This window comes from Kitasatospora sp. NPDC101801 (assembly GCF_044766665.1).
In the GTDB taxonomy this organism is placed as follows: domain Bacteria; phylum Actinomycetota; class Actinomycetes; order Streptomycetales; family Streptomycetaceae; genus Kitasatospora.
Genome location: NZ_JBIWML010000022.1, coordinates 90409 through 111229, shown reverse-complemented (window position 1 = coordinate 111229; position 20821 = coordinate 90409). Strand labels below are relative to the sequence as shown.

Annotated in this window: 9 protein-coding genes and 2 pseudogenes; 2 read left to right on the top strand and 9 right to left on the bottom strand. The window is 71.0% G+C overall.

Annotation, left to right across the window (positions count from 1 at the left end):
- The 6 genes and pseudogenes from ACIRPK_RS23130 to ACIRPK_RS23105 all read right to left on the bottom strand — a co-directional run.
- Positions 1–1973 (bottom strand): type I polyketide synthase (locus ACIRPK_RS23130; protein WP_403041172.1); only part of this gene is annotated, 1973 nt, incomplete at its 3' end.
- A gap of 57 nt (positions 1974–2030) precedes the next feature.
- Positions 2031–5252: pseudogene (locus tag ACIRPK_RS23125) on the bottom strand (type I polyketide synthase); the annotation flags it as partial.
- A 106-nt stretch (positions 5253–5358) separates the two neighbouring features.
- Positions 5359–6768: an FAD-dependent oxidoreductase gene (locus tag ACIRPK_RS23120; RefSeq protein ID WP_403041171.1), complete on the bottom strand. Its 1410-nt coding sequence runs from the start codon at positions 6766–6768 to the stop codon at positions 5359–5361.
- Complete coding sequence (locus tag ACIRPK_RS23115; protein ID WP_184912946.1) at positions 6765–7217, bottom strand: SRPBCC family protein; 453 nt, start codon at positions 7215–7217, stop codon at positions 6765–6767. The genes ACIRPK_RS23120 and ACIRPK_RS23115 overlap by 4 nt, the downstream gene beginning before the upstream one ends.
- Before the next feature lie 118 nt (positions 7218–7335).
- Complete coding sequence (locus tag ACIRPK_RS23110) at positions 7336–8601, bottom strand: LLM class flavin-dependent oxidoreductase (RefSeq protein ID WP_403041170.1); 1266 nt, start codon at positions 8599–8601, stop codon at positions 7336–7338.
- Between the two features lie 265 nt (positions 8602–8866).
- Positions 8867–14887 (bottom strand): annotated as a pseudogene (locus tag ACIRPK_RS23105) (type I polyketide synthase); the annotation flags it as partial.
- A gap of 438 nt (positions 14888–15325) precedes the next feature.
- Here ACIRPK_RS23105 and ACIRPK_RS23100 point away from each other — a divergent pair.
- Positions 15326–16174 (top strand): mycofactocin-coupled SDR family oxidoreductase, encoded by an 849-nt coding sequence (locus tag ACIRPK_RS23100; RefSeq protein WP_403041169.1) that lies wholly within the window; start codon positions 15326–15328, stop codon positions 16172–16174.
- A 202-nt stretch (positions 16175–16376) separates the two neighbouring features.
- The gene (locus ACIRPK_RS23095) at positions 16377–18002 is read left to right on the top strand and encodes an MFS transporter (protein ID WP_403041168.1); all 1626 of its coding nucleotides are present in this window, start codon (positions 16377–16379) and stop codon (positions 18000–18002) included.
- A 73-nt stretch (positions 18003–18075) separates the two neighbouring features.
- Here ACIRPK_RS23095 and ACIRPK_RS23090 read toward each other — a convergent pair whose 3' ends face one another.
- Genes ACIRPK_RS23090 through ACIRPK_RS23080 form a run of 3 tightly spaced genes read right to left on the bottom strand, consistent with a single transcriptional unit; the run spans position 18076 to position 20643 of the window.
- Positions 18076–18825, bottom strand: a complete 750-nt coding sequence (locus ACIRPK_RS23090) for a thioesterase II family protein (RefSeq protein WP_403041167.1) — start codon at positions 18823–18825, stop codon at positions 18076–18078.
- A gap of 58 nt (positions 18826–18883) precedes the next feature.
- Positions 18884–19099 (bottom strand): acyl-CoA carboxylase epsilon subunit, encoded by a 216-nt coding sequence (locus ACIRPK_RS23085; RefSeq protein ID WP_403041166.1) that lies wholly within the window; start codon positions 19097–19099, stop codon positions 18884–18886.
- Positions 19100–19101: 2 nt separating this feature from the next.
- The gene (locus tag ACIRPK_RS23080) at positions 19102–20643 is read right to left on the bottom strand and encodes an acyl-CoA carboxylase subunit beta (RefSeq protein WP_403041179.1); all 1542 of its coding nucleotides are present in this window, start codon (positions 20641–20643) and stop codon (positions 19102–19104) included.
- Between the last annotated feature and the right edge of the window lie 178 nt (positions 20644–20821).

The following is a 20821-nucleotide window of genomic DNA, read 5'->3' as shown; positions in this document are numbered from 1 at the left end:
GCCAGCGACAGCACCCCCGCCACGTGAGCGGCCGCGATCTCACCCACCGAGTGACCCGACACGAAGTCAGGCCGCACACCCCACGACTCCACCAGCCGGAACAACGCCACCTCGACCGCGAACAACGCACGCTGCGTGTTCACCGTCCGGTTCAGCTCATCAACATCCTCGCCCCACACCACCTCACGCAGCGACCCACCCAGCTCACCCAACACCTCGTCAAAAGCCGAAGCGAACACCGGGAAAGCAGCATGCAGCTCACGCCCCATCCCCAACCGCTGCGACCCCTGCCCCGTGAACAGGAACGCCGTCCGGCCGTCGGTCTGCGCGACACCCTGCACGACCCCGGCCGGCTTCTCGCCCTCGGCCAGCGCCCGCAGTCCGGTCAGCAGCTCCGTACGGTCCGCCGCGACCACCACGCCCCGGTGCTCCAGGGCGGCCCGCGAGGTGGCGAGGGAGTAGCCGAGGTCCAGCAGACCGGCCTCGGGCCGGGACTCCAGGTACTCCACCAGGCGGGCGGCCTGGCCGCGCAGCGCCTGTGCGCTGCGGCCGGAGACCCTGACCGGCACCAGGGAGGTCGGCAGCACCGTCTCGGGAGCCGTCGGCCCGCTCTCGGGGGCGGCGGGGGGCTCCTCGACGATGACGTGCGCGTTGGTGCCGCTGAGCCCGAAGGAGGAGATGCCGGCCCGACGCGGGTGGCCGTTCTCCGGCCACGGCCGGGCCTCGGTGAGCAGCTCGATGTTTCCGGCCGACCAGTCGACGTTCGGCGACGGCTCGTCGACGTGCAGGGTCTTCGGCAGGACGCCGTGCTGCATCGCCTCGACCATCTTGATGATGCCGCCGACACCCGCCGCCGCCTGGGTGTGCCCGATGTTCGACTTGAACGAGCCCAGCCAGAGCGGCTGTTCGGCCGGACGGTCCTGACCGTACGTCGCCAGCAGCGCCTGCGCCTCGATCGGGTCACCCAGCGTGGTGCCCGTGCCGTGCGCCTCGACGGTGTCGACCTCGTCGGCCGTCAGCCGGGCGTCGGCGAGGGCGGCGCGGATGACCCGCTGCTGGGACGGACCGTTCGGCGCCGTCAGGCCGTTCGAGGCACCGTCGGAGTTGACCGCCGAGCCCCGGATCACCGCGAGCACCGGGTGCCCGTTGCGCCGCGCGTCCGACAGTCGCTCGACCAGCAGCATGCCGACGCCCTCGGACCAGGTGGTGCCGTCGGCGGCACCGGCGAAGGACTTGCAGCGGCCGTCCGGGGCCAGACCCCGGTCCTGGCTGAAGCCGACGAAGGAGACCGGCGTCGCCATCACGGTGACCCCGCCCGCGAGCGCCATCGTGCAGTCGCCGTTGCGGAGCGACTGGATGGCGAAGTGCAGCGCGATCAGCGAGGAGGAGCAGGCGGTGTCGACGGTGATCGCCGGGCCCTCCAGGCCCAGCACGTACGCGACCCGGCCCGACGCGACGCTGGCCAGGCCGCCGGTGCCGCTGTCCGCCGAGTAGTCGTGGTAGACCACCCCGGCGAAGACCCCGGTCCGGCTGCCCTTCAGCGAGAGCGGGTCGATGCCCGCGCGCTCGAAGGCCTCCCAGGCGGTCTCCAGCATCAGCCGCTGCTGGGGGTCCGTCTCGCGGGCCTCGCGCGGGCTGATCCGGAAGAAGTCGGCGTCGAACTCCCCCGCGTCATGGAGGAATCCGCCCTCCTTGCTGTACGTCTTGCCCGGCGTGGCCGGGTCCGGGTGGTAGAGCTCGTCGGTGTTCCAGCCACGGTTCTCCGGGAACAGCGAGATCCCGTCGGTGCCCGAGGCCACCAGGTCCCACAGCTGCTCGGGCGAGCTGATCCCGCCCGGGTAACGGCAGCTCATCGCCACGATGGCGATCGGCTCGTGCTGCTTGGCCTCCACCTCGCGGAGGTGCCGCTTGGTCTGCTGCAGGTCCGCGGTGGCGCGCTTCAGATACTCGCGGAGCTTCTCGTCGGTACCCATCTGCCCTCAATCGGTCTCAAGCTGTTCGTGAACCGGCCGGCTGTTCGTACGTGCGGATCAGGAGATCCCGAGTTCGCTGTCCAGGACCGCGAACAACTCGTCATCGGTGGCCTCGTCGAGCAGGTCGTCCTCTTCGTCGGCGACCGAACTGCCTTGGGTGTCGTTCCACTTGCGGAGCATGGCCTCCAGGCGGGCGGTGATCCTGGCCCGCTCCCCCGCCGCCGGGTCGACCACCGAGAGCGCCTCGGAGAGCCGGTCCAGCTCGCCCAGCAGCGGGGCCACCGCGGCGCCGCCGGCCGGGTCGATCTCGGCGTTGACGAACTCCGCCACCGCCCGGGAGTTCGGGTAGTCGAAGACCAGCGTCGCGGGCAGCGGCACGCCGGTGACCCGGCTCAGCCGCTTGCGCAGTTCGACCGCCGCCAGCGAGTCGAAGCCCAGCTCCTGGAAGGCCAGGTCGGGCCCGATCTCGTCGTGCGAGGCGTGACCGAGCACCGCCGCCACGTGGATCCGGACCTCCTCCAGCAGCACCCGCTCCCGGTCGCCGTCCGGCAGCCCGTCGATCCGCTGCCGCAGCACCAGGACCTCGAACGGGTCCTCCTCCGGCTCCACCTCCCGACCGGCGAAATCGCTGCCACCGGTAGTGGACTCCAGCCAGTAGCGCTTGTGCTGGAAGGCGTACGTCGGCAGGTCGACCCGCCGGGCGCCCGAGTCGGCGAAGAACGCCGGCCACTTCACCGAGCCACCGGAGACGTGCAGGTGACCCAGCGCCGCCACCAGCGTGGCGACCTCAGGGCGGTCCCGGCGCACCGTCGCGATCAGCACCGCGTCCTCGGACTCGACGCTCTGCTGGGCCAGCCCGGTCAGGATGCCGTCGGGACCGATCTCCACGAACCGCGTGACACCCGAGGACTCCAGCTTGCCGACGTTGTCCGCGAACCGGACCGCGTCCCGGACATGGCTCACCCAGTACTCGGGATCGGCGAACGAACCCGACGCCACCACCGGTATCACCGGCTCAGAGAAGGTCAACTCACGTACCACCGCGCGGAACTCATCGAGCATCGGATCCATCAACGGCGAGTGGAACGCGTGCGAGACACTCAGCCGCTTGGTCCGCTCGAAACCCTCCGCGATCCGCAGCACCGTCGCCTCATCACCCGACACCACCACCGAACGCGGACCGTTCACCGCCGCGATGCTCACCTGATCGGTCAACAGCGGCAGAACCTCGGCCTCCGTAGCCTCGATCGCCACCATCGCACCACCCGAGGGCAGGTCCTGCATCAACCGGGCCCGCGCCGACACCAGCCTCACCGCATCCGCGAGCGACAGCACCCCGGCCACATGCGCAGCCGCGATCTCACCCACCGAGTGCCCGGCCAGGAAGTCAGGCCGCACACCCCACGACTCCACCAGACGGAACAACGCCACCTCGAACGCGAACAGCGCACTCTGCGTGTTCACCGTCCGGTTCAACTCGTCGACATCGTCGCCCCAGACGACATCCCGCAGCGACCCGCCCAACGCACCCAACACCTCGTCAAAGGCCGAAGCGAACACCGGGAACGCGGCATGCAGTTCACGCCCCATCCCGAGCCGCTGCGACCCCTGACCCGTGAACAGGAACGCCGTCCGACCACCGCTCGCCTGACCGGACACACCCCCGCCCTCGGCCAGCGCCCTGAGCCCGTCCAGCAGTTCGGCCCGGTCCGCCGCGACCACCAGGCCCCGGTGCTCCAGCACCGAACGCGTGGTCAGCAGCGACAGCCCGAGGTCCGGTACGGCGAGCTCCGGCCGCTCCTCCAGGTGCTGCACCAGCCGGGCCGCCTGGGCCCGCAGGGCCGCGGCGGTCTTCGCGGTGACCACCACCGGCACAGCGGCCAGCGGCCTGGTCTCGGTCTCCGGCTCCTCCCGGTCGGGCTCGGGGACCTGCTCGATGATGACGTGCGCGTTGGTGCCGCTCAGCCCGAAGGAGGAGATGCCGGCCCGGCGCGGACGCTCGGTCTCCGGCCACTCCTGGGCCTTCGTCAGCAGGCGGACCGCGCCCGAGGTCCAGTCGACCTTGGTGGTCGGCCGGTCGACGTGCAGGGTGCGCGGCAGCACGCCGTGCTTCATCGCCATGACCATCTTGATGATGCCGCCGACCCCGGCCGCCGCCTGGGTGTGCCCCAGGTTGGACTTCAGCGAGCCGAGCCACAGCGGCAGGTTCTCGGGCCGCCCCTGGCCGTAGGTCTCCAGCAGCGCCTGCGCCTCGATCGGGTCACCCAGCACGGTGCCCGTGCCGTGGCCCTCGACCACGTCCACGTCGGCGGAGGTGAGGCCGGAGCCGGACAGGGCCTGCCGGATCACCCGCTGCTGCGCGGGACCGTTCGGGGCGCTGAAGCCGCTGGAGGCGCCGTCCTGGTTGACCGCCGAGCCGCGCACGATGGCCAGCACCGGGTGACCGTTCCGCCGGGCGTCGGACAGCCGCTCCAGGAAGAGCACGCCGGCGCCCTCGGAGCAGGTCATGCCGTTGGTGGCCTCGGCGAACGACCGGCAGCGGCCGTCCTTCGACAGGCCGCCCTGGGTGCTGAAGAAGACGAACATCTCCGGGTTGGACATCACCGTCACACCACCGGCCAGCGCCAGCGTGCAGTCGCCCCGCCGCAGCGCCTGCACCGCGAGGTGCAGAGCCACCAGCGAGGACGAACAGGCGGTGTCGACCGAGAGCGAGGGGCCCTCCAGGCCGAGGGTGTAGGACACCCGGCCGGTCACCAGGCTGCCCGCGGCCGAGGTCCCGGGCTCCCGGCCCTGGGCGTAGTCGTGGTACATCACGCCGCCGAACACGCCCGTCCGGGTGCCCTTCAGCGACAGCGGGTCGACGCCCGCGCTCTCGATCGCCTCCCACGAGGCCTCCAGCAGCAGCCGCTGCTGGGAGTCCATCGCGAGGGCCTCGTTCGGGGAGATCCCGAAGAAGCCGGGGTCGAACTCGCCCGCGTCGTGGAGGAATCCACCCTCCCGCGAGTAGGTCTTCCCCGGCTTTCCGGGCTCCGGGTCGTAGACGTCGAGGTCCCAGCCGCGGTCGGCCGGGAACTCCGACACCGCGTCGACCCCTTCGGACACCAGCTGCCACAGTCCCTCGGGCGACGTCACGCCTCCCGGGTAGCGGCACCCCATGCCGACGATCGCGATCGACTCGTCGTCGGGCTTGCGCGCCGCCTCGTCGAGGCACCGGCGGGCATCGCGCAGCTCGGCAAGGGTTCGCTTGAGGTACTCGACAAGCCTCTGCTCGTTGCTCGTGCTCACCGAAGGCCATCCCCTTAGTGCGGTCCGTGGTCGGAAGATCAGTGCAGCCGGGTGGTGCGAGGTGGTGCGGCGGAGCGTCGGCCCCGGGGCCGACGCTCCGTCAGTGCTCGACCTTGGAGAGGTCGGCCGGCACGGCGTCGAGCAGCTTCCCGATCTGCGGGAACTGCGCGAGGGCCTCGGCGGGGGTGAGCGGGGCCAGCTGCGGCCCCTTCAGCAGGGCGCCCACCAGCGGCAGGGTCATCACCTTGTTCTGCGGCGTCTGCAGGGTGGCGACCTGGTAGGTCGCCTTCAGCAGACCGGGGTGCTCGGCGGCGGTCCTGGACCAGCGGACGGCGATCTTCTGCTCCGTGGTGCCCTTGCCGAGCTTGATGTTGGTCCGGACGCCCGGGAACCAACGGTCGGTGCTGGTGGCCGACTTCCAGGGCCCGGCCACCTTGTCGGCGATGTCCTGCTGGACCTTCTTGCCGAGGCCCGGCTCCAGGCCGTGCGACTTGAGCTGGTTCCGCAGCGCCAGGGCGCCGAAGGCCGCCATCGACATGCCGGAGGCGTAGTTCGGGCTGAGCACGGTGACCGCGTCGCCGAGGGCGAGGAAGCCCTCGGGGAGCGTCAGCCGCTCGAAGTAGCGGCGGCGGTTGGCCAGTCCGCGCGAACCCTTGATCTCACCGATCGGGGTGGCCCGGGCCATCAGGTCGGCGACGATCGGGTGGCCCACGTTGCGGGCGAACTCCATGAAGCCGTCCTCACCGGTCGGCGGCTGGCCGCCGGCGGTGCCGATCAGGGAGACGATCCAACGGCCGTTCTCCTGCGGCATGAAGGCCGCACCGGCACCGGGCCGGCCGGTGTTCGGGACGGTCTGGATCAGCACGCCGGGGAAGTCGGCGGCCGCGTCGGCGGGCGCCTCGTACAGGCGGCCCGCGTAGGCCAGACCGGCGTCCAGGAACTCCTCGTACAGCTCGGCGACACCGAGGTCGGTGAGCCACTGCGGGGTCTTGGAACGGCTGCCGGTCGCATCCACCACGAAGTCGGCGGTGAGGGTCTGCTCGGGCTCGGTGCCCTTCTCGTACCGGACCCCGGTGACCCGGCTCGCGGTGCCGACCAGGCCGGTGGCCTTGGTCTCCTGGAGCACCGTGATGGCGGGGTTGGTGAGCGCCTGCTGCCGGACCACGTGGTCCAGCAGGTTTCGGCTGCAGGCGATGAAGAAGGCGTCGTCGTCGACCCGGCGGAACCAGCCCTCGGAGGACAGGGTGAGGATGTTGCGGCCCATCGCCAGCTTGTGGGCGCCGGCCGCGAACAGCAGGTCCGTGGTGCCGGGCAGCAGCTGGTCCAGGGCGTGCGCGCCGCCTGCGGTCAGCATGTGGTTCTGCCGGCCCTGCGGCATGCCGCGGCGGGGTGCGGGCTGGTCCGGGTACCGGTCACTCTCGATGACGGTGATCTCGTCCACGTGGTGGGAGAGGGCCGTCGCGGCGAGCACGCCGGAGAGGCCGCCGCCGATCACAATCGCTCTGGTCATCGGCTCGTCTCCACTCGGGTGGCGCGCAGCTTGATCTCGCGGCCCAGCTCCTCGAAGGTGGCGCGGGTGTCCGCCTGGAACGCCTTCGCCCAGAAGAAGCCGTAGACCGGCGCGAAGCCGCCGTGCACCTCGACCCGGCGGCTGAGCTTCACCAGGCCGGGGCCGGCCTGCTCGTACTTGTTGATGATCAGCATCTTGCCGAGCGGCATCGGGGACTCGGTGGTGTAGCCGCGGCCGGGGTCGACCTCGACCAGCTTGAAGTAGCTACGACGGCCCTTCACGATGCGCGAGATGGTCCAGCCACCGCCGCCGACCTCGAACGGCGTGTCGGTGCCGCTCTCCAGGACGTGCGGATCCCAGGTGGACCATCCTGCGACGTCGGACACCGTCCGCCAGATCGCGTCGAGATCGCCGGCTATGGTGGCCGACTCGTCGAAGGCGTGCAACATCTGAATACCTCTCAGCTGTGAGTGGCGCAGGGACGGCCCCCGCCCCCGGGGCCGTTGGTACGTGCGTCCCCGACGGCCGCCGCGCGCCGTTGAGCGGCGGCCGTCGGGGACCGGGGAATCAGCTGCCGTTCTCCGCCGCTGTGGGGGTGGCGTCGGGGGCGGCCTGCTGAGGAGGACCGAAGAGCTCCATGTCGGTGCGGATCAGGTAGTCGGAGACGTCCACCGTGCTGGTCTCGATCCGGCCCAGGGCCTCCTTGACCGGGACGGCGAGGCGCTCGGCCTTGGCCAGGTCCTGCGCCTCGCGGCGCTCGACGAACTCCGGCATGACCTCGCGGGCGAACAGCTCCAGGGACTCCAGGATGTGCTCGTGCTTGTTGGCACCCAGCTGGACCTGGAAGATGATCTGGTCGACGCCGGCCGCCTCCTGGGCCCGGATCATCTCCCGGAGCTTCTCGGGGGTGCCGATGCCGCGGCGGACCACCAGGTCCATCCGGTCCTGGTTCTCCTTGGGCAGCGGGGCCTTCTTGCCGAACTCCTCCGACAGCACCGTGGTGCCGGGGCGGTGCTCGCCCTGCAGGTAGAAGTGCATGAACGAGTTGACGTAGAAGTTCACGCCGCCCATGGCCCGCTCGTAGGCGGTCTCCTCGTCCTCGTGACAGAGGAAGGGCAGCGCCACCGCGAAGTTGGCGTTGACGGCCTTGCCGACCGGGACGCACTCGTCGGAGGCGATCAGGTCGTAGTAGGCCGCGACCCGCTCCTTGGCCTCGTCCTCGGTCATGAAGGCGAAGGAGAGCGCGCCGACGCCGTTGCGGGCGGCGGTCTCGACGGTCTCCGGCGAGCTGCAGGCGACCCAGAGCGGCGGGTGCGGCTTCTGGTTCGGCTTCGGCAGCACGTTGCGCGGCGGCACGTCGATCCACTGGCCCTTGTGGCCGGTGAACGGGACCTCGGTGAGCATCCGGGTGATCACGCCGATGGCCTCGCGCCACTGCTCGCGCTTGGTGGTCCGGTCGATGTTGAAGGCACCCAGCTCGTGCTGCGTGCTGCCCTGGCCCGAGCCGAAGTCGACCCGGCCCTTGGAGATCAGGTCCAGGGTCGCCAGCCGCTCGGCCACGCGGGCGGGGTGGTTGACGGCCGGCGGCAGCGAGACGATGCCGTGGGCGAGCCGGATGCGCTCCGTACGGGCGGCCGCAGCAGCCAGGAACACCTCGGGGGCGGAGGAGTGGGAGTACTCGTCGAGGAAGTGGTGCTCGGAGGCCCAGACGTAGTCGAAGCCCAGCCGGTCGGCCAGTTCGATCTGCTCCAGGGCCTCGTGCAGGACGTTCTCCTCGCTGTCCTCGGCCCACGGCCGGGGGACTTGCTGCAGGTAGAGCAGTCCGAAGCGCATGCTCGGCTCCTTTTCATCGGCAGGTGGCTCGCCGCTGCCGGAGACTGAGAAGTTCAGGGATTGTGGTGACTGATCGTCAATTCGCTTTCGTATCAGCCACCATCAACCCTAGGAGGAACGGGTGTTCGCAGGATCCCCTACGAGCCCCTATCCGCGCCCTTACCGGCCCCCACCAGGCTTCCCCCGCGACGCGACGCGGCCGGCGGCCCGCACGGAGACCGTACGGGGCGCCGGCCGCGACCGGTGACGGTGGGTCAGCAGTGGATCAGTCGCGCGCGGCGAGCCAGTCCTCGATCGCCGCCGCGGTCACGGCCGCCTCGGACTCCAGCATGCTGAAGTGGTTGGCCCGGACCTGCCGGACGTCCTGCGAGGAGTCCCACGGGTGCGCCATCCAGTCGTCCGACTCCGTGACCTGAGCAGGCACGTCGCCCGGGCCCGAGAACGCCTCCAGGCACTGCACGAACAGCACCGGCGCCTCGATCCTGCCCGGCACGATCTTGGGCACCAGCTCGACGTAGCGGCCCATGGTGGCCAGCCGGGCGCTGTCGAAGCGCCCGAACATGTGCTCCTTCTCCAGCATGCTGACCACCATGCCCCGGTCCAGGTCGTCCCGGCTCTGGCTGTCCGAGCGGTAGGTGTCCAGCAGCACCAGCCCCTCCGCCCCGAGCCCGAGCACCGACTCCAGGTAGCCGGCCGTCACATGGGCCAGCAGACCGCCCGCCGAGTAGCCGACCAGCACGAACGGCTCGCCCTCGGCCGCCTCCAGCACGCTCGCCGCCAGCACCTCGATCGCGGCCTCCGCCGAGTCGGCCAGCTTCTCCCCGGGCACGAACCCGGACAGCGGCACCGCCGACACCGGCCGTACGTCGCCGAAGTGCGAAGCCAGTCGGGCGAGTTGGTACGCGCCACCGGTCGCCATCGGGGTGCTGACGCAGACCAGCCGGGGGCGGCCCGGGCCGTCCGCCAGCCGCACCGGCTGCGGGACCGCGCCGAGATCGGCCAGCGAGGAGTAGCTCGGCCTGGTCCGGGCGACCGCGCTCAGCAGGCCGAACGCCTGCGCCATCGGGCCGGACAGCACCGCCTCGCGGAACAGCTGGCTGAGGCTGTCCCGGCCGATCTCGTCACCCGGGACCGACAGTTGGCCGCGCCGGCCGTCGGCCACGCCGCCCTGGGCCGCCTCGCCACCGGAGGTGGCGACGGCCGGCTCCAGGGCCAGTTCGCCCTGCATCAGCCGGGCCAGCGCGGCCGGGGTCTTGCTGTCGAAGACCACCAGCGGGGGAAGCCGGAGACCGGTCGCCTTGTTCAGCAGGTTGCGCAGCTCCATCGCGCTCAGCGAGTCGAACCCGGCTTCCAGGAAGTCCCGTTCGGGCTCCACCGCCTCCGGCCCGCTGTGGCCGAGCAGGTTGGCCGCGTACCCGAGCACCACGGCGAGCAGGGCCCGCTCGCGCTCGGTCTCGTCCAGCCCGGCCAGCCGCTGCCGCAGCGACTCCGCCTCGGCCTTGCCCACCGCCGCCCGACGCCGGACGGTCACCTGTCCGCGCAGCAGGGCAGGGAGCGAATCGCCTTGCGTGCGCAGGGCCTTGGGGTCGATCCGGAGCGGCACCAGGACGGCTTCGCCGGTCGCGATCGAGGCGTCGAACAGGGCGAGCGCCTCGGCCTGCGGGAGAGCCGGGAGACCGAGGCGGGCCATCCGCTGCTCCGCCTCCTCCAGCGAGTGGGTCTGCTGGGTCATGCCGGTGGTGACGCCCCAGAGGCCGAACGCCATCGAGGTGGCCGGCAGACCGCCCGCCCGACGGTGCAGCGCCAGCGCGTCCAGGAAGGTGTTGGCCGCCGCGTAGTTCGCCTGACCCGCCGCCAACACCATGCCACCGGCCGACGAGAACATCACGAAGAACGCCAACTCACGACCAGCGGTCAGCTCGTGCAGGTGCCACGCGGCATCCACCTTCGGCGCCAGCACCGCATCCAACCGCTCCGGCGTCACCGACGTGACCACACCGTTGTCCATCACACCCGCGACATGCACCACACCCACCAACGGACGCTCCAACGAAGCGAGCAGCGCCCGCACCGCCCCGCGATCCGCCACGTCACAGGCCGCGATCTCGACCGCAGCTCCCAGGGCCGCCAGCTCGGCCGCCAACTCCCGTGCGCCCGGCGCCTCCAGGCCCCGACGACTGGTCAACACCAGACTCCGGGCCCCGTGCTCGACCACCAAGTGCCGAGCCACCACCGCGCCCAGACCACCGGTGCCACCGGTCACCAGCACCGTACCGTCAACCACCGACGGCACCGCACCCTCGACCACGCCGACCTTCGCAAGGCGCGGTACCCGCACCACACCGGCCCGGACCGCAGCCTCCACCTCACCCGAAGCCACCACCGCACCCAGCACGGCACGCGACTCCGCCAGACCGTCCCAGTCCACGACCACGAACCGACCCGGGTTCTCGGCGACGGCGGCGCGCACCAGACCCCACACCGGAGCCTGCACCACATCCACCACATCACCGTCGGCCGCCACCACACCGCCGCGCGTCAGCACCACCAGGCGCGAGTCGGCGAAGCGCTCGTCGCCGAGCCACTCCCCCACCACCCCCAGCACCCGGCCGGCCAACTCCCTGACCCCACCAGGCACATCAGCTGCCTCAGGCGTCAGGCACTCCAACAGCACCGCCTCGGGCACCACACCGTCACCCGTCAACGTGTCCCAGGCGGGCAGCGAACCGGTACCGGAACCGACCGAGACCACCGGCCACTCCACCCGGAACAGCGACTCCACCCCACGCCCCGCCGACAACTGCTCCGACGACACCGGCCGCCCCACCACCGACCGCACCGACAGCACCGGCACCCCCACACCGTCGGCCACCACGACGTTCACGCTCTCCGGCCCGTCGGGCGAGATGCGGACCCGCAGGGACGAGGCGCCGGCCGCGTGCAGGGTGACCCCGCTCCAGACGAACGGCAGCACCGGCTCGCCGTCCTTGCCCTCGCCGTCGTCCACCAGGGCGACGTGCATCGCGGCGTCCAGCAGCGCCGGGTGCAGCCCGAACCGGGATGCCTCCGCGTGGGCCACCTCGGGCAGCGCCACCTCGGCGAACAGGTCGTCACCACGCTTCCAGGCAGCCTTCAGGCCCTGGAACACCGGCCCGTAGCCGTAGCCCTGCGCCAGCAGCCGGTCGTAGACGCCGTCCAGCTTCAGCGCGGTGGCGCCGGCCGGCGGCCACTGCGCGAGGTCGAAGGACGGTGCCGCGGCTCCGGAGGTCAGCACGCCGTCGGCGTGCAGGGTCCAGGCCCCGCCCTCGTCCCCCTCGGGCCGCGAGTGCACGGTGACGGGCCGGTCACCGTCGCCGTCCACCTCCCCCACCGCCACCTGGACCTGCACCGACCCACCGGGCGGCAGGATCAGCGGCGCCTGGAGCGTCAGCTCCTCCAGCAGGTCGCAGCCAACCTGGTCACCCGCCCGCACCGCCAACTCCACGAACGCGGTGCCCGGCAGCAGGACGTTGCCGAGCACCCCGTGGTCGGCGATCCAGCGCTGCGTACCGAGCGCCAGCCGCCCGGTCAGCACCACCCCTTCGCCGTCCGGCGACACCACGACGGCGCCGAGCAGCGGGTGGTCGGCGGGCAGCAGACCGATGCTCGACGCGTCGCCGCCGGCGACGGAGGCGGCGTCGAGCCAGTAGTGCTTCCGTTGGAAGGCGTACGTCGGCAGGTCCACCCGCCGGGCGCCCGAGTCGGCGAAGAACGCCGGCCACTTCACCGAGCCACCGGAGACGTGCAGGTGACCCAGCGCCGCCACCAGCGTGGCGACCTCAGGGCGGTCCCGGCGCACCGTCGCGATCAGCACCGCGTCCTCGGACCCGACCGACTGCTGAGCCAGCCCGGTCAGGATGCCGTCGGGACCGATCTCCACGAACCGCGTGACACCCGAGGACTCCAACCCCCGGACGTTGTCTGCAAACCGGACCGCGTCCCGGACATGGCTCACCCAGTACTCGGGATCGGCGAACGAACCCGACGCCACCACCGGTATCACCGGCTCGGCGAAGCTCAACTCACGGACCACCGCGCGGAACTCATCGAGCATCGGATCCATCAACGGCGAGTGGAACGCGTGCGAGACACTCAGCCGCTTGGTCCGCTCGAAACCCTCCGCGATCCGCAGCACCGTCGCCTCGTCACCCGACACCACCACCGAACGCGGACCGTTCACCGCCGCGATGCTCACCTGATCGGTCAACAGCGGCAGAACCTCGGCCTCCGTAGCCTCGATCGCCACCATCGCACCACCCGAGGGCAGGTCCTGCATCAACCGGGCCCGCGCCGACACCAGCTTCACCGCATCGGAGAGCGACAGCACCCCGGCGACGTGCGCGGCGGCGATCTCACCGACCGAGTGACCCGACACGAAGTCAGGCCGCACACCCCACGACTCCACCAGACGGAACAGCGCCACCTCGAATGCGAACAGCGCGCGCTGGGTATTGACCGTACGGTTCAGCTCGTCGGCATCGGAGCCCCAGACCACCTCACGCAGCGACCCACCCAACGCACCCAACACCTCGTCAAAGGCAGCCGCGAACACCGGGAACGCACCGTGCAGCTCACGCCCCATCCCCAACCGCTGCGACCCCTGACCCGTGAACAGGAACGCCGTCCGACCGCCCTTCGCCTGACCGGACACACCCCCGCCCTCGGCCAGCACCCGCAGCCCCGCCACCAGTTCCGCCCGGTCGGCCCCGGCCACCACGCCCCGGTGCTCCAGCACCGAACGCGTCGTGGCCAGCGAGAACCCGACGTCGACCGGCTCCGGCCCGCCCTCGCCCTCGATCCGTTCGAGCAGTGCCGTCGCCTGCGCCCGCAGCGCCTTCGCGCTCTTCGCCGACAGCAGCAGTGGCACCACCGGCAGAGCGGCGGCCACGGCCTCGCGCTGCTCCGGCTCCGTCGGGGCCTGCTCGATGATCACGTGCGCGTTCGTCCCGCTGATGCCGAAGGAGGAGATGCCCGCCCGCCGCACCCGGCCGGTCTCCGGCCAGTCCCGGGCCTCCGTCAGCAGCTCGACCGCTCCGGCCGACCAGTCGATCTGCGCGGACGGCTGCTCGACGTGCAGGGTGCGTGGCAGCACGCCGTGCCGCATCGCCATGACCATCTTGATGATCCCGCCGACCCCGGCCGCCGCCTGGGTGTGCCCCAGGTTGGACTTCAGCGAGCCGAGCCACAGCGGCCCGGCCTCGGCCCGGCCCTGGCCGTAGGTGTTGAGCAGCGCCTGCGCCTCGATCGGGTCGCCCAACGTGGTGCCGGTCCCGTGCGCCTCGACCGCGTCCACGTCGGCGGCCGTCAGCTGGGCGTTGGCCAACGCGGCCCGGATGACCCGCTGTTGGGCCGGGCCGTTCGGGGCGGTCAGGCCGTTCGAGGCACCGTCCTGGTTGATCGCCGTGCCGCGCACGATGGCCAGCACCGGGTGACCGTTGCGGCGCGCGTCCGACAGCCGCTCGACCAGCAGGACGCCCGCGCCCTCCGACCAGCCGGTGCCGTCGGCGCCGGCGCCGAACGCCTTGCAGCGTCCGTCCTTGGCCAGGCCCTTCTGCCGGCTGAACTCCACCAGGGTCTCGGGGGTGGCCATCACGGCCACGCCGCCCGCCAGGGCGAGCGAGCACTCGCCCGAACGGAGCGCCTGGACGGCCAGGTTGAGGGCGACCAGCGAGGAGGAGCAGGCGGTGTCCACGGTCACCGCCGGGCCCTCCAGGCCCAGGGTGTAGGACACCCGGCCGGAGACGATCGAGCCGGCCGCGCTGCTGAACGGGTAGTCGTGGTACATCAGTCCGGCGAACACACCGGTCGAACTGCCCTTGAGGGTGCCCGGGTCGATCCCGGCCCGCTCGAACGCCTCCCAGCTGACCTCCAGCAGCAGCCGCTGCTGCGGGTCCACGTACGGCGTGTCGTTGGGGGCGATTCCGAAGAACGCGGGGTCGAACTCACCCGCGTCGTGCAGGAATCCGCCCTCCCGGGTGTACGTGGTGTTGGGCCGCTCGCCGGTCGGGTCATACACGCCGTCGAGATCCCAGCCGCGGTTGTCGGGGAACTCGGACACCGCGTCGACCCCGTCGGCCACCAGCCGCCACAGGTCCTCCGGCGACTCGACGCCGCCGGGGTAGCGGCAGGCCATCCCCACGATCGCGATCGGCTCCCGCATGGCCGCCGAGAGCTTCCGGTTCTGCCCGCGCAGCCGCTCGGTCTCCTTCAGCGACGCCCGGAGTGCTTCGACAAGCCGTTCGTCGGAGTTGAGGTTGGCCATTTCAGTTATCCCGCTTCCCGTGTGAGCGCCGACGAGTTCGGACAAGGAATCGGGAGGCGGGGAATGTGAAATGGCGGGTCGCCACCGAACCCCCGTCCCGTATTCGCATATGCGCGCGACGTTATTGCTGGACACCCGGCCCAGGCTCCTCCACCGTAATGAGCAGGCGCCCGCACGGAACCCCTAGAAAGCCCCTTAGCACTTGCCCGGGGCCGCCGGCGAGCCGACGGGCTGTCAGGGGGCCGCGCTAGTCTGAAGGTGAACGGCGGAGGTCCCAACTACCCTGTCAAGTCAGGCCCCTTACCCACCCCTAGCCCCACCCCTGTCTTGATTCGGCAGGGGCGATTAGGGGGTGCCCAGCCCATCGGAGGGGAGGTTTCCTTGGGTATAAATAATTCAACGACACATGATCGGGAGGGCCTTATGGGCCGCGTTGAGGGCAAGGTCGTCGTCATCACCGGTGCGGGTCGCGGTCAGGGCCGCAGCCACGCGATACGACTTGCCGAGGAGGGCGCCGACATCATCGCGATCGACATCTGCGAGGACATCGAGGTCGTCGAGTACCCCCTGGCCACCGCCGAGGAGCTGCAGGAGACCGCTCGGCTGGTGGAGAAGACCGGGCGTCGCATCGTCACCAAGCAGGCCGACGTCCGCGACCGCGCCGCACTCAAGGCCGCGATCGACGAGGGCGTGGCCGAGCTGGGCCGACTGGACGTCGTGGTCGCCAACGCGGCCATCGGCCCGGTCGGTGCGGACCGCCCGCTGAACGCGTTCACCGACGCGGTGGACGTCAACCTGAGCGGCGCGCTCAACACCGTGCACGCCGCACTGCCGCACCTGGGCGAGGGCGCGTCGATCATCCTGATCGGCTCGGCCGCGGCCTACATAGCCGAGGCGGGCGCCCCGGGTCCGATGGGCCCCGGTGGCATCGGCTACTCCTTCGCCAAGACCGTCCTGAACGACTACGTCAACTGGTTCGCGCCGTACCTCGCACCGACCGGCCGGCGCCTCAACGTGGTCCACCCGACCAACGCCAACACCGTCATGCTGCACAACACGGCGATGTACAAGGTCTTCCGCCCGGACGTCGAGACGCCCACCCGCGAGGACGCCGAGGTGGCGTTCCCGGTGGTCCAGGGCATGCCGATCCCGTACGTGGAGCCGCTCGACGTCTCGCACGCGGTCACCTACCTGGCCTCCGACGAGTCCCGTTACGTGACCGGCCTCCAGCTCAAGGTCGACGGCGGCGCCGTCGTCAAGGCCGGCAAGTAAGCAGTACCGGCCCCACCCGCACGACGCACCACGTACCGCGCACCACGACCGGCCCGGGGACGGGCTTCAGCAGGCCCGTCCCGGGGTCGATCCGACTGTCCAAGACGTGACATGGCCAGGACAAATACTGTCCGAACCACCTGACCCTTAGTCCGACCCACTGGTCCGACCGAATCACCACAAGGCTGGAGAGAGCCTAGAAATGACGAACCAACAGAGCACCACCTCCGGCGCCCACGCGGCGCCCAAGGCCGGCGCGAAGGAGTGGCTCGGCCTCGGCGTGCTTGTGCTGCCCCTGGTCATCGTCTCGATGGACACCTCGGTGCTGTACTTCGCGGTGCCCTTCCTCAGTGCCGACCTGCTCCCGACCACCGACCAGCAGCTGTGGATCTTCGACATCTACGGCTTCATCCTGGCCGGTCTGCTGGTGACCATGGGCTCGCTGGCCGACCGGATCGGCCGCCGCAAGCTGCTGCTCATCGGCATCCTGGGCTTCGGCCTCGCCTCGGTCGGCGCGGCCTACGCCGAGAGCGCCAACCAACTCATCATCGCCCGAGCCCTGTTGGGCATCGGCGGCGCGACCCTGATGCCCTCGACCCGGGCCCTGATCCTGAACATCTTCCGGGACGAGAAGGAGCGCACCGCGGCGGTGGGCATCTGGACCGCCGGTACCGGCCTCGGTGTCGCCATCGGCCCGGTGGTCAGCGGTCTGCTGCTGGACCACTTCTGGTGGGGCTCGGTCTTCCTGCTCAACATCCCGGCCATGGTCCTGATGCTGGTGCTGGCACCGATCCTGCTGCCGGAGTCCAAGGACCCGAACCCGGGCCGCTTCGACCTGCCCAGCGCGGTCCTCTCGCTCGGCACCATCCTCCCGATCATCTACGCCATGCAGACGCTGGCCGCCGACAAGTTCAACCTGGGCTCGGGCATCGCGGCCGGGGCCGGCGTCCTGGTCGGTGTGCTGTTCATCTGCCGTCAGCGCAGCCTCGAGACCCCGATGATCGACACCAAGCTGCTGCTCAGCCGCGGCTTCGGCGGCTCGGCCGCGATCAACACCACCGCGATGTTCGCGATCGTCGGCTTCGGCATCTTCTCCACCCAGTACCTGCAGTCGGTGCTCGGGCTCAGCGCGCTGAGCGCCGGTCTCTGGTGCCTCATCCCGTCCTTCGCGGTCGCGGTGGCCGGTCCGGTCGCGGCCGTCCTGTCGCAGAAGATGCACCGCGCCTACGTCATCAGCGCGGGCTTCACGGTCTCCGTCATCGGCTACGCCTTCGTCCTGCTCACCAAGTTCGACTCCCCGCTCTGGGTGCTGCTCACGGGTGTCGGCGTGGCGAACGTCGGCCTGATGATGGCCATGGTCCTGGTCGGTGACCTGGCCCTGTCCACCGTCCCGAAGGCCAAGGCCGGCTCGGCGTCCGCCCTGCTGGAGACCACCCAGCAGTTCGGTGGTGCGGCCGGTATGGCCGTGCTGGGCAGCGTCGGCTTCGCCGTGTACCGCAGCGGCCTGGCCGACAAGCTCCCGTCCGACCTGCCGGCCAACGTCGCCCAGCACGCCCGGGAGGCCCTCGGCGACGCCGTCGCGGTGGCCAACCAGCTCCCGGACGGACTGCGCGACACCGTCGTCCGGATCGCCCGGGTGGCGTTCACCGACGGCATGCACGCGGCGGCGATCACCGCCGGTGGCGTCATGATCTTCGGTGCGATCCTCTCCGCGGTCGTCCTCGGCAAGCTGCCGAAGGAGCCGGTCGCGATCGAGGACGAGGACGGCGACGGCACTCCCACCATCCCCCAGCCCGGCGGCAACCGGGCTCCGGCCGGCCAGCGCTGACCGGGGACACACAGGGAAAGGCCGGCGGGCCGGGGTGAGAACCCCGGCCCGCCGGCCTTTCGCGTTGCCGCCGTCAGCCGCCCAGCTGGGTGGTGATCGCCCGCAGCACCGCCGGGGCGTGGTGGTTCAGGTAGAAGTGGCCGCCCTGGAAGACCTGGAGCTCGAAGCCCGCGGTGGTGTGCTCGGACCACGCCCGGGCCTCCTCCAGGTTCACCTCCGGGTCCTCGTCGCCGGTCAGCGCGATGATCGGGCAGCTCAACTTCGGCCCCGGGCGGTACTGGTAGGTCTCGGCGGCCTTGTAGTCGCTGCGGATGGCGGGCATGATCATCTGCAGCATCTCGTCGTCGCCCAGCACCTGGGCGTCGGTCCCGCTCATCTTCTTCAGGTTGGCGATCAGTTCGGCGTCGCCGTACAGGTGGACCCGGCCCGGGCGGTGCCGGGACGGGGCCCGGCGGCCGGAGGCGAACAGGGCGGTGGGGACCACGCCGCGCTTCTCCAGCCGCTTCGCCACCTCGAACGCCAGCGTGGCGCCCAGGCTGTGGCCGAACAGCGCCACCGGGCGGTCCAGCCACTCCCCCAGCTCCTCGACCACCAGGTCGGCGAGCCGGTCCACCGAGTCCACACCGGGCTCGTGCCGGCGGTCCTGCCGGCCGGGGTACTGGATCGAGACCACGTCCAGCCCGGGCGAGAGCGCCCGGGAGACCGGGAAGTAGTAGGTGGCCGACCCGCCGGCGTGCGGGAAGCAGACCAGCCTGGTCGGAGCCTCGGGTGCCGGATGGAACCTTCGGGTCCAGGCACCGCTTTCAACGGACGTCACTGACATGGTGGTTGAGCTTCCTTCCTGACAACTTCGCTGAGGACTGCCCCGGTCGCGACCTGGATCACGACCGGGGCTTCGAGCCGGCGTTCCAGGCCCCGGGCGCCCCGAAGCCCTCCGGCTCCCAACCGGCGCCCCGGAGCGGCCGGCCGGCCGGCCCGGCGACGGAGGACCGCCGCCGGGCCAGTGCGAGCAGCGCCACCACGGCGGCGGCGAGCTCCTCCGGGGCCGGGGCGCCCCGGACCACGGTGATCTGCGAGACCTGCTGCGTCTGCGGCATCACTACACCGGCGGGTTTCCGTGCTTGCGGGCCGGCAGCCGGGTGTGCTTGGTGCGCAGCATCGCCAGCGCGTCGATCAGCGTGGACCGGGTCCGGGCCGGGTCGATGACGTCGTCCACCAGACCGCGCTCGGCGGCGTAGTACGGGTGCATCAACTCCTCCTGGTACTCCTTGATCCGCTGCTGCCGGGCCGCCTCGGGGTCGTCGGCGGCCGCGATCTCCCGGCGGAACACCACGTTGGCGGCACCCTCGGCGCCCATCACGGCGATCTCGTTGGTGGGCCAGGCGTAGGAGATGTCGGTGCCGATCGAGCGCGAGTCCATCACGATGTACGCACCGCCGTACGCCTTGCGCAGGATCAGCTGGATCCTGGGCACGGTGGCGTTGCAGTACGCGTACAGCAGCTTGGCGCCGTGCCGGATGATGCCCTCGTGCTCCTGGTCCCGGCCGGGCAGGAAGCCAGGCACGTCGACCAGGGTCACCAGCGGGATGCTGAACGCGTCGCAGAGCTGCACGAAGCGTGCCGCCTTCTCCGACGCGTTGATGTCCAACACCCCTGCGAACGAGGCGGGTTGGTTGGCCACGATGCCCACCACGTGCCCGTCGAGACGGGCCAGCCCGCAAAGGATGTTGGTGGCCCAGGAGGCGTGCACCTCGAAGAAGTCGCCGTCGTCGACGACCTCCTCGATCACCTTGCGCATGTCGTAGGCCCGGTTCGGGTCGGCCGGCACCAGGTCGAGCAGCGCGTCGTTGCGCCGGTCCGGCGGGTCCTCGGAGAGCTCCACCGGGGGCAGTTCGCGGTTGTTGGACGGCAGCAGCGAGAGCAGGTGCCGGACGTCCTCGATGCAGTCGGCCTCGTTGTCGTGCAGGAAGCCCGCCGCGCCGGAGACCGCCGCGTGCACCTCGGCGCCGCCGAGCCCGTCGTGGCTGATCGTCTCGCCGGTCACCGACTTCACCACGTCGGGTCCGGTGATGTACATCTGCGAGATGTCCCGGACCATGAAGACGAAGTCGGTCAGCGCGGGCGAGTAGGTCGCGCCGCCCGCGCAGGGGCCGAGCATCACCGAGATCTGCGGGATCACCCCGGACGCCTGGACGTTCCGGCGGAAGATCCCGCCGTACCCGGCCAGCGCGGTGACGCCCTCCTGGATCCGGGCCCCGGCGCCGTCGCTGAGGCTGACCAGCGGCGCACCGGCCGCCTCGGCCAGGTCCATCACCTTGTGGATCTTCTCCGCGTGCGCCTCGCCGAGCGAGCCGCCGAAGATCCGGAAGTCGTGGGCGTAGACGAACACCGTCCGGCCCCAGACCTTGCCCCACCCGGTGATCACACCGTCGGTGTGCGGGCGCCGGTTCTCCAGGCCGAAACCGGTCGCCCGGTGCCGCCGGAGCTGCTCGATCTCCCGGAAGGTCCCCTCGTCGAAGAGCAGGTCGATCCGTTCACGGACCGTCAGCTTCCCCTTGGCACGCTGGTTCCTGGTCGCCTGCGGCGCACCCTGCGCCACCTCGTCCTTGGTCGCCAGCAACTCGTCGACCCTGGCCCGCATGTCAGGACGTCGTTCGACGTCCCGCAGCACCGCCAGGTCCTCCTCAACAGTAGTCACGCTCCACCTCTCCAACCGGTCGGGCGATACAGAAAGCGGTCGAACGATTCATTCAAATCGGGCCCGGGCGGCGTAACCAGCCGACCCACCCCCCTGACAGCGCCGGTGGAACCCCTAACGG

Coding starts and splice junctions, on each gene's coding strand:
- ACIRPK_RS23120 (WP_403041171.1), bottom strand. CDS start 6,768: ATGACCAGAGCGATTGTGATCGGCGGCGGCCTCTCCGGCGTGCTCGCC.
- ACIRPK_RS23115 (WP_184912946.1), bottom strand. CDS start 7,217: ATGTTGCACGCCTTCGACGAGTCGGCCACCATAGCCGGCGATCTCGAC.
- ACIRPK_RS23110 (WP_403041170.1), bottom strand. CDS start 8,601: ATGCGCTTCGGACTGCTCTACCTGCAGCAAGTCCCCCGGCCGTGGGCC.
- ACIRPK_RS23100 (WP_403041169.1), top strand. CDS start 15,326: ATGGGCCGCGTTGAGGGCAAGGTCGTCGTCATCACCGGTGCGGGTCGC.
- ACIRPK_RS23095 (WP_403041168.1), top strand. CDS start 16,377: ATGACGAACCAACAGAGCACCACCTCCGGCGCCCACGCGGCGCCCAAG.
- ACIRPK_RS23090 (WP_403041167.1), bottom strand. CDS start 18,825: ATGTCAGTGACGTCCGTTGAAAGCGGTGCCTGGACCCGAAGGTTCCAT.
- ACIRPK_RS23085 (WP_403041166.1), bottom strand. CDS start 19,099: ATGCCGCAGACGCAGCAGGTCTCGCAGATCACCGTGGTCCGGGGCGCC.
- ACIRPK_RS23080 (WP_403041179.1), bottom strand. CDS start 20,643: ATGCGGGCCAGGGTCGACGAGTTGCTGGCGACCAAGGACGAGGTGGCG.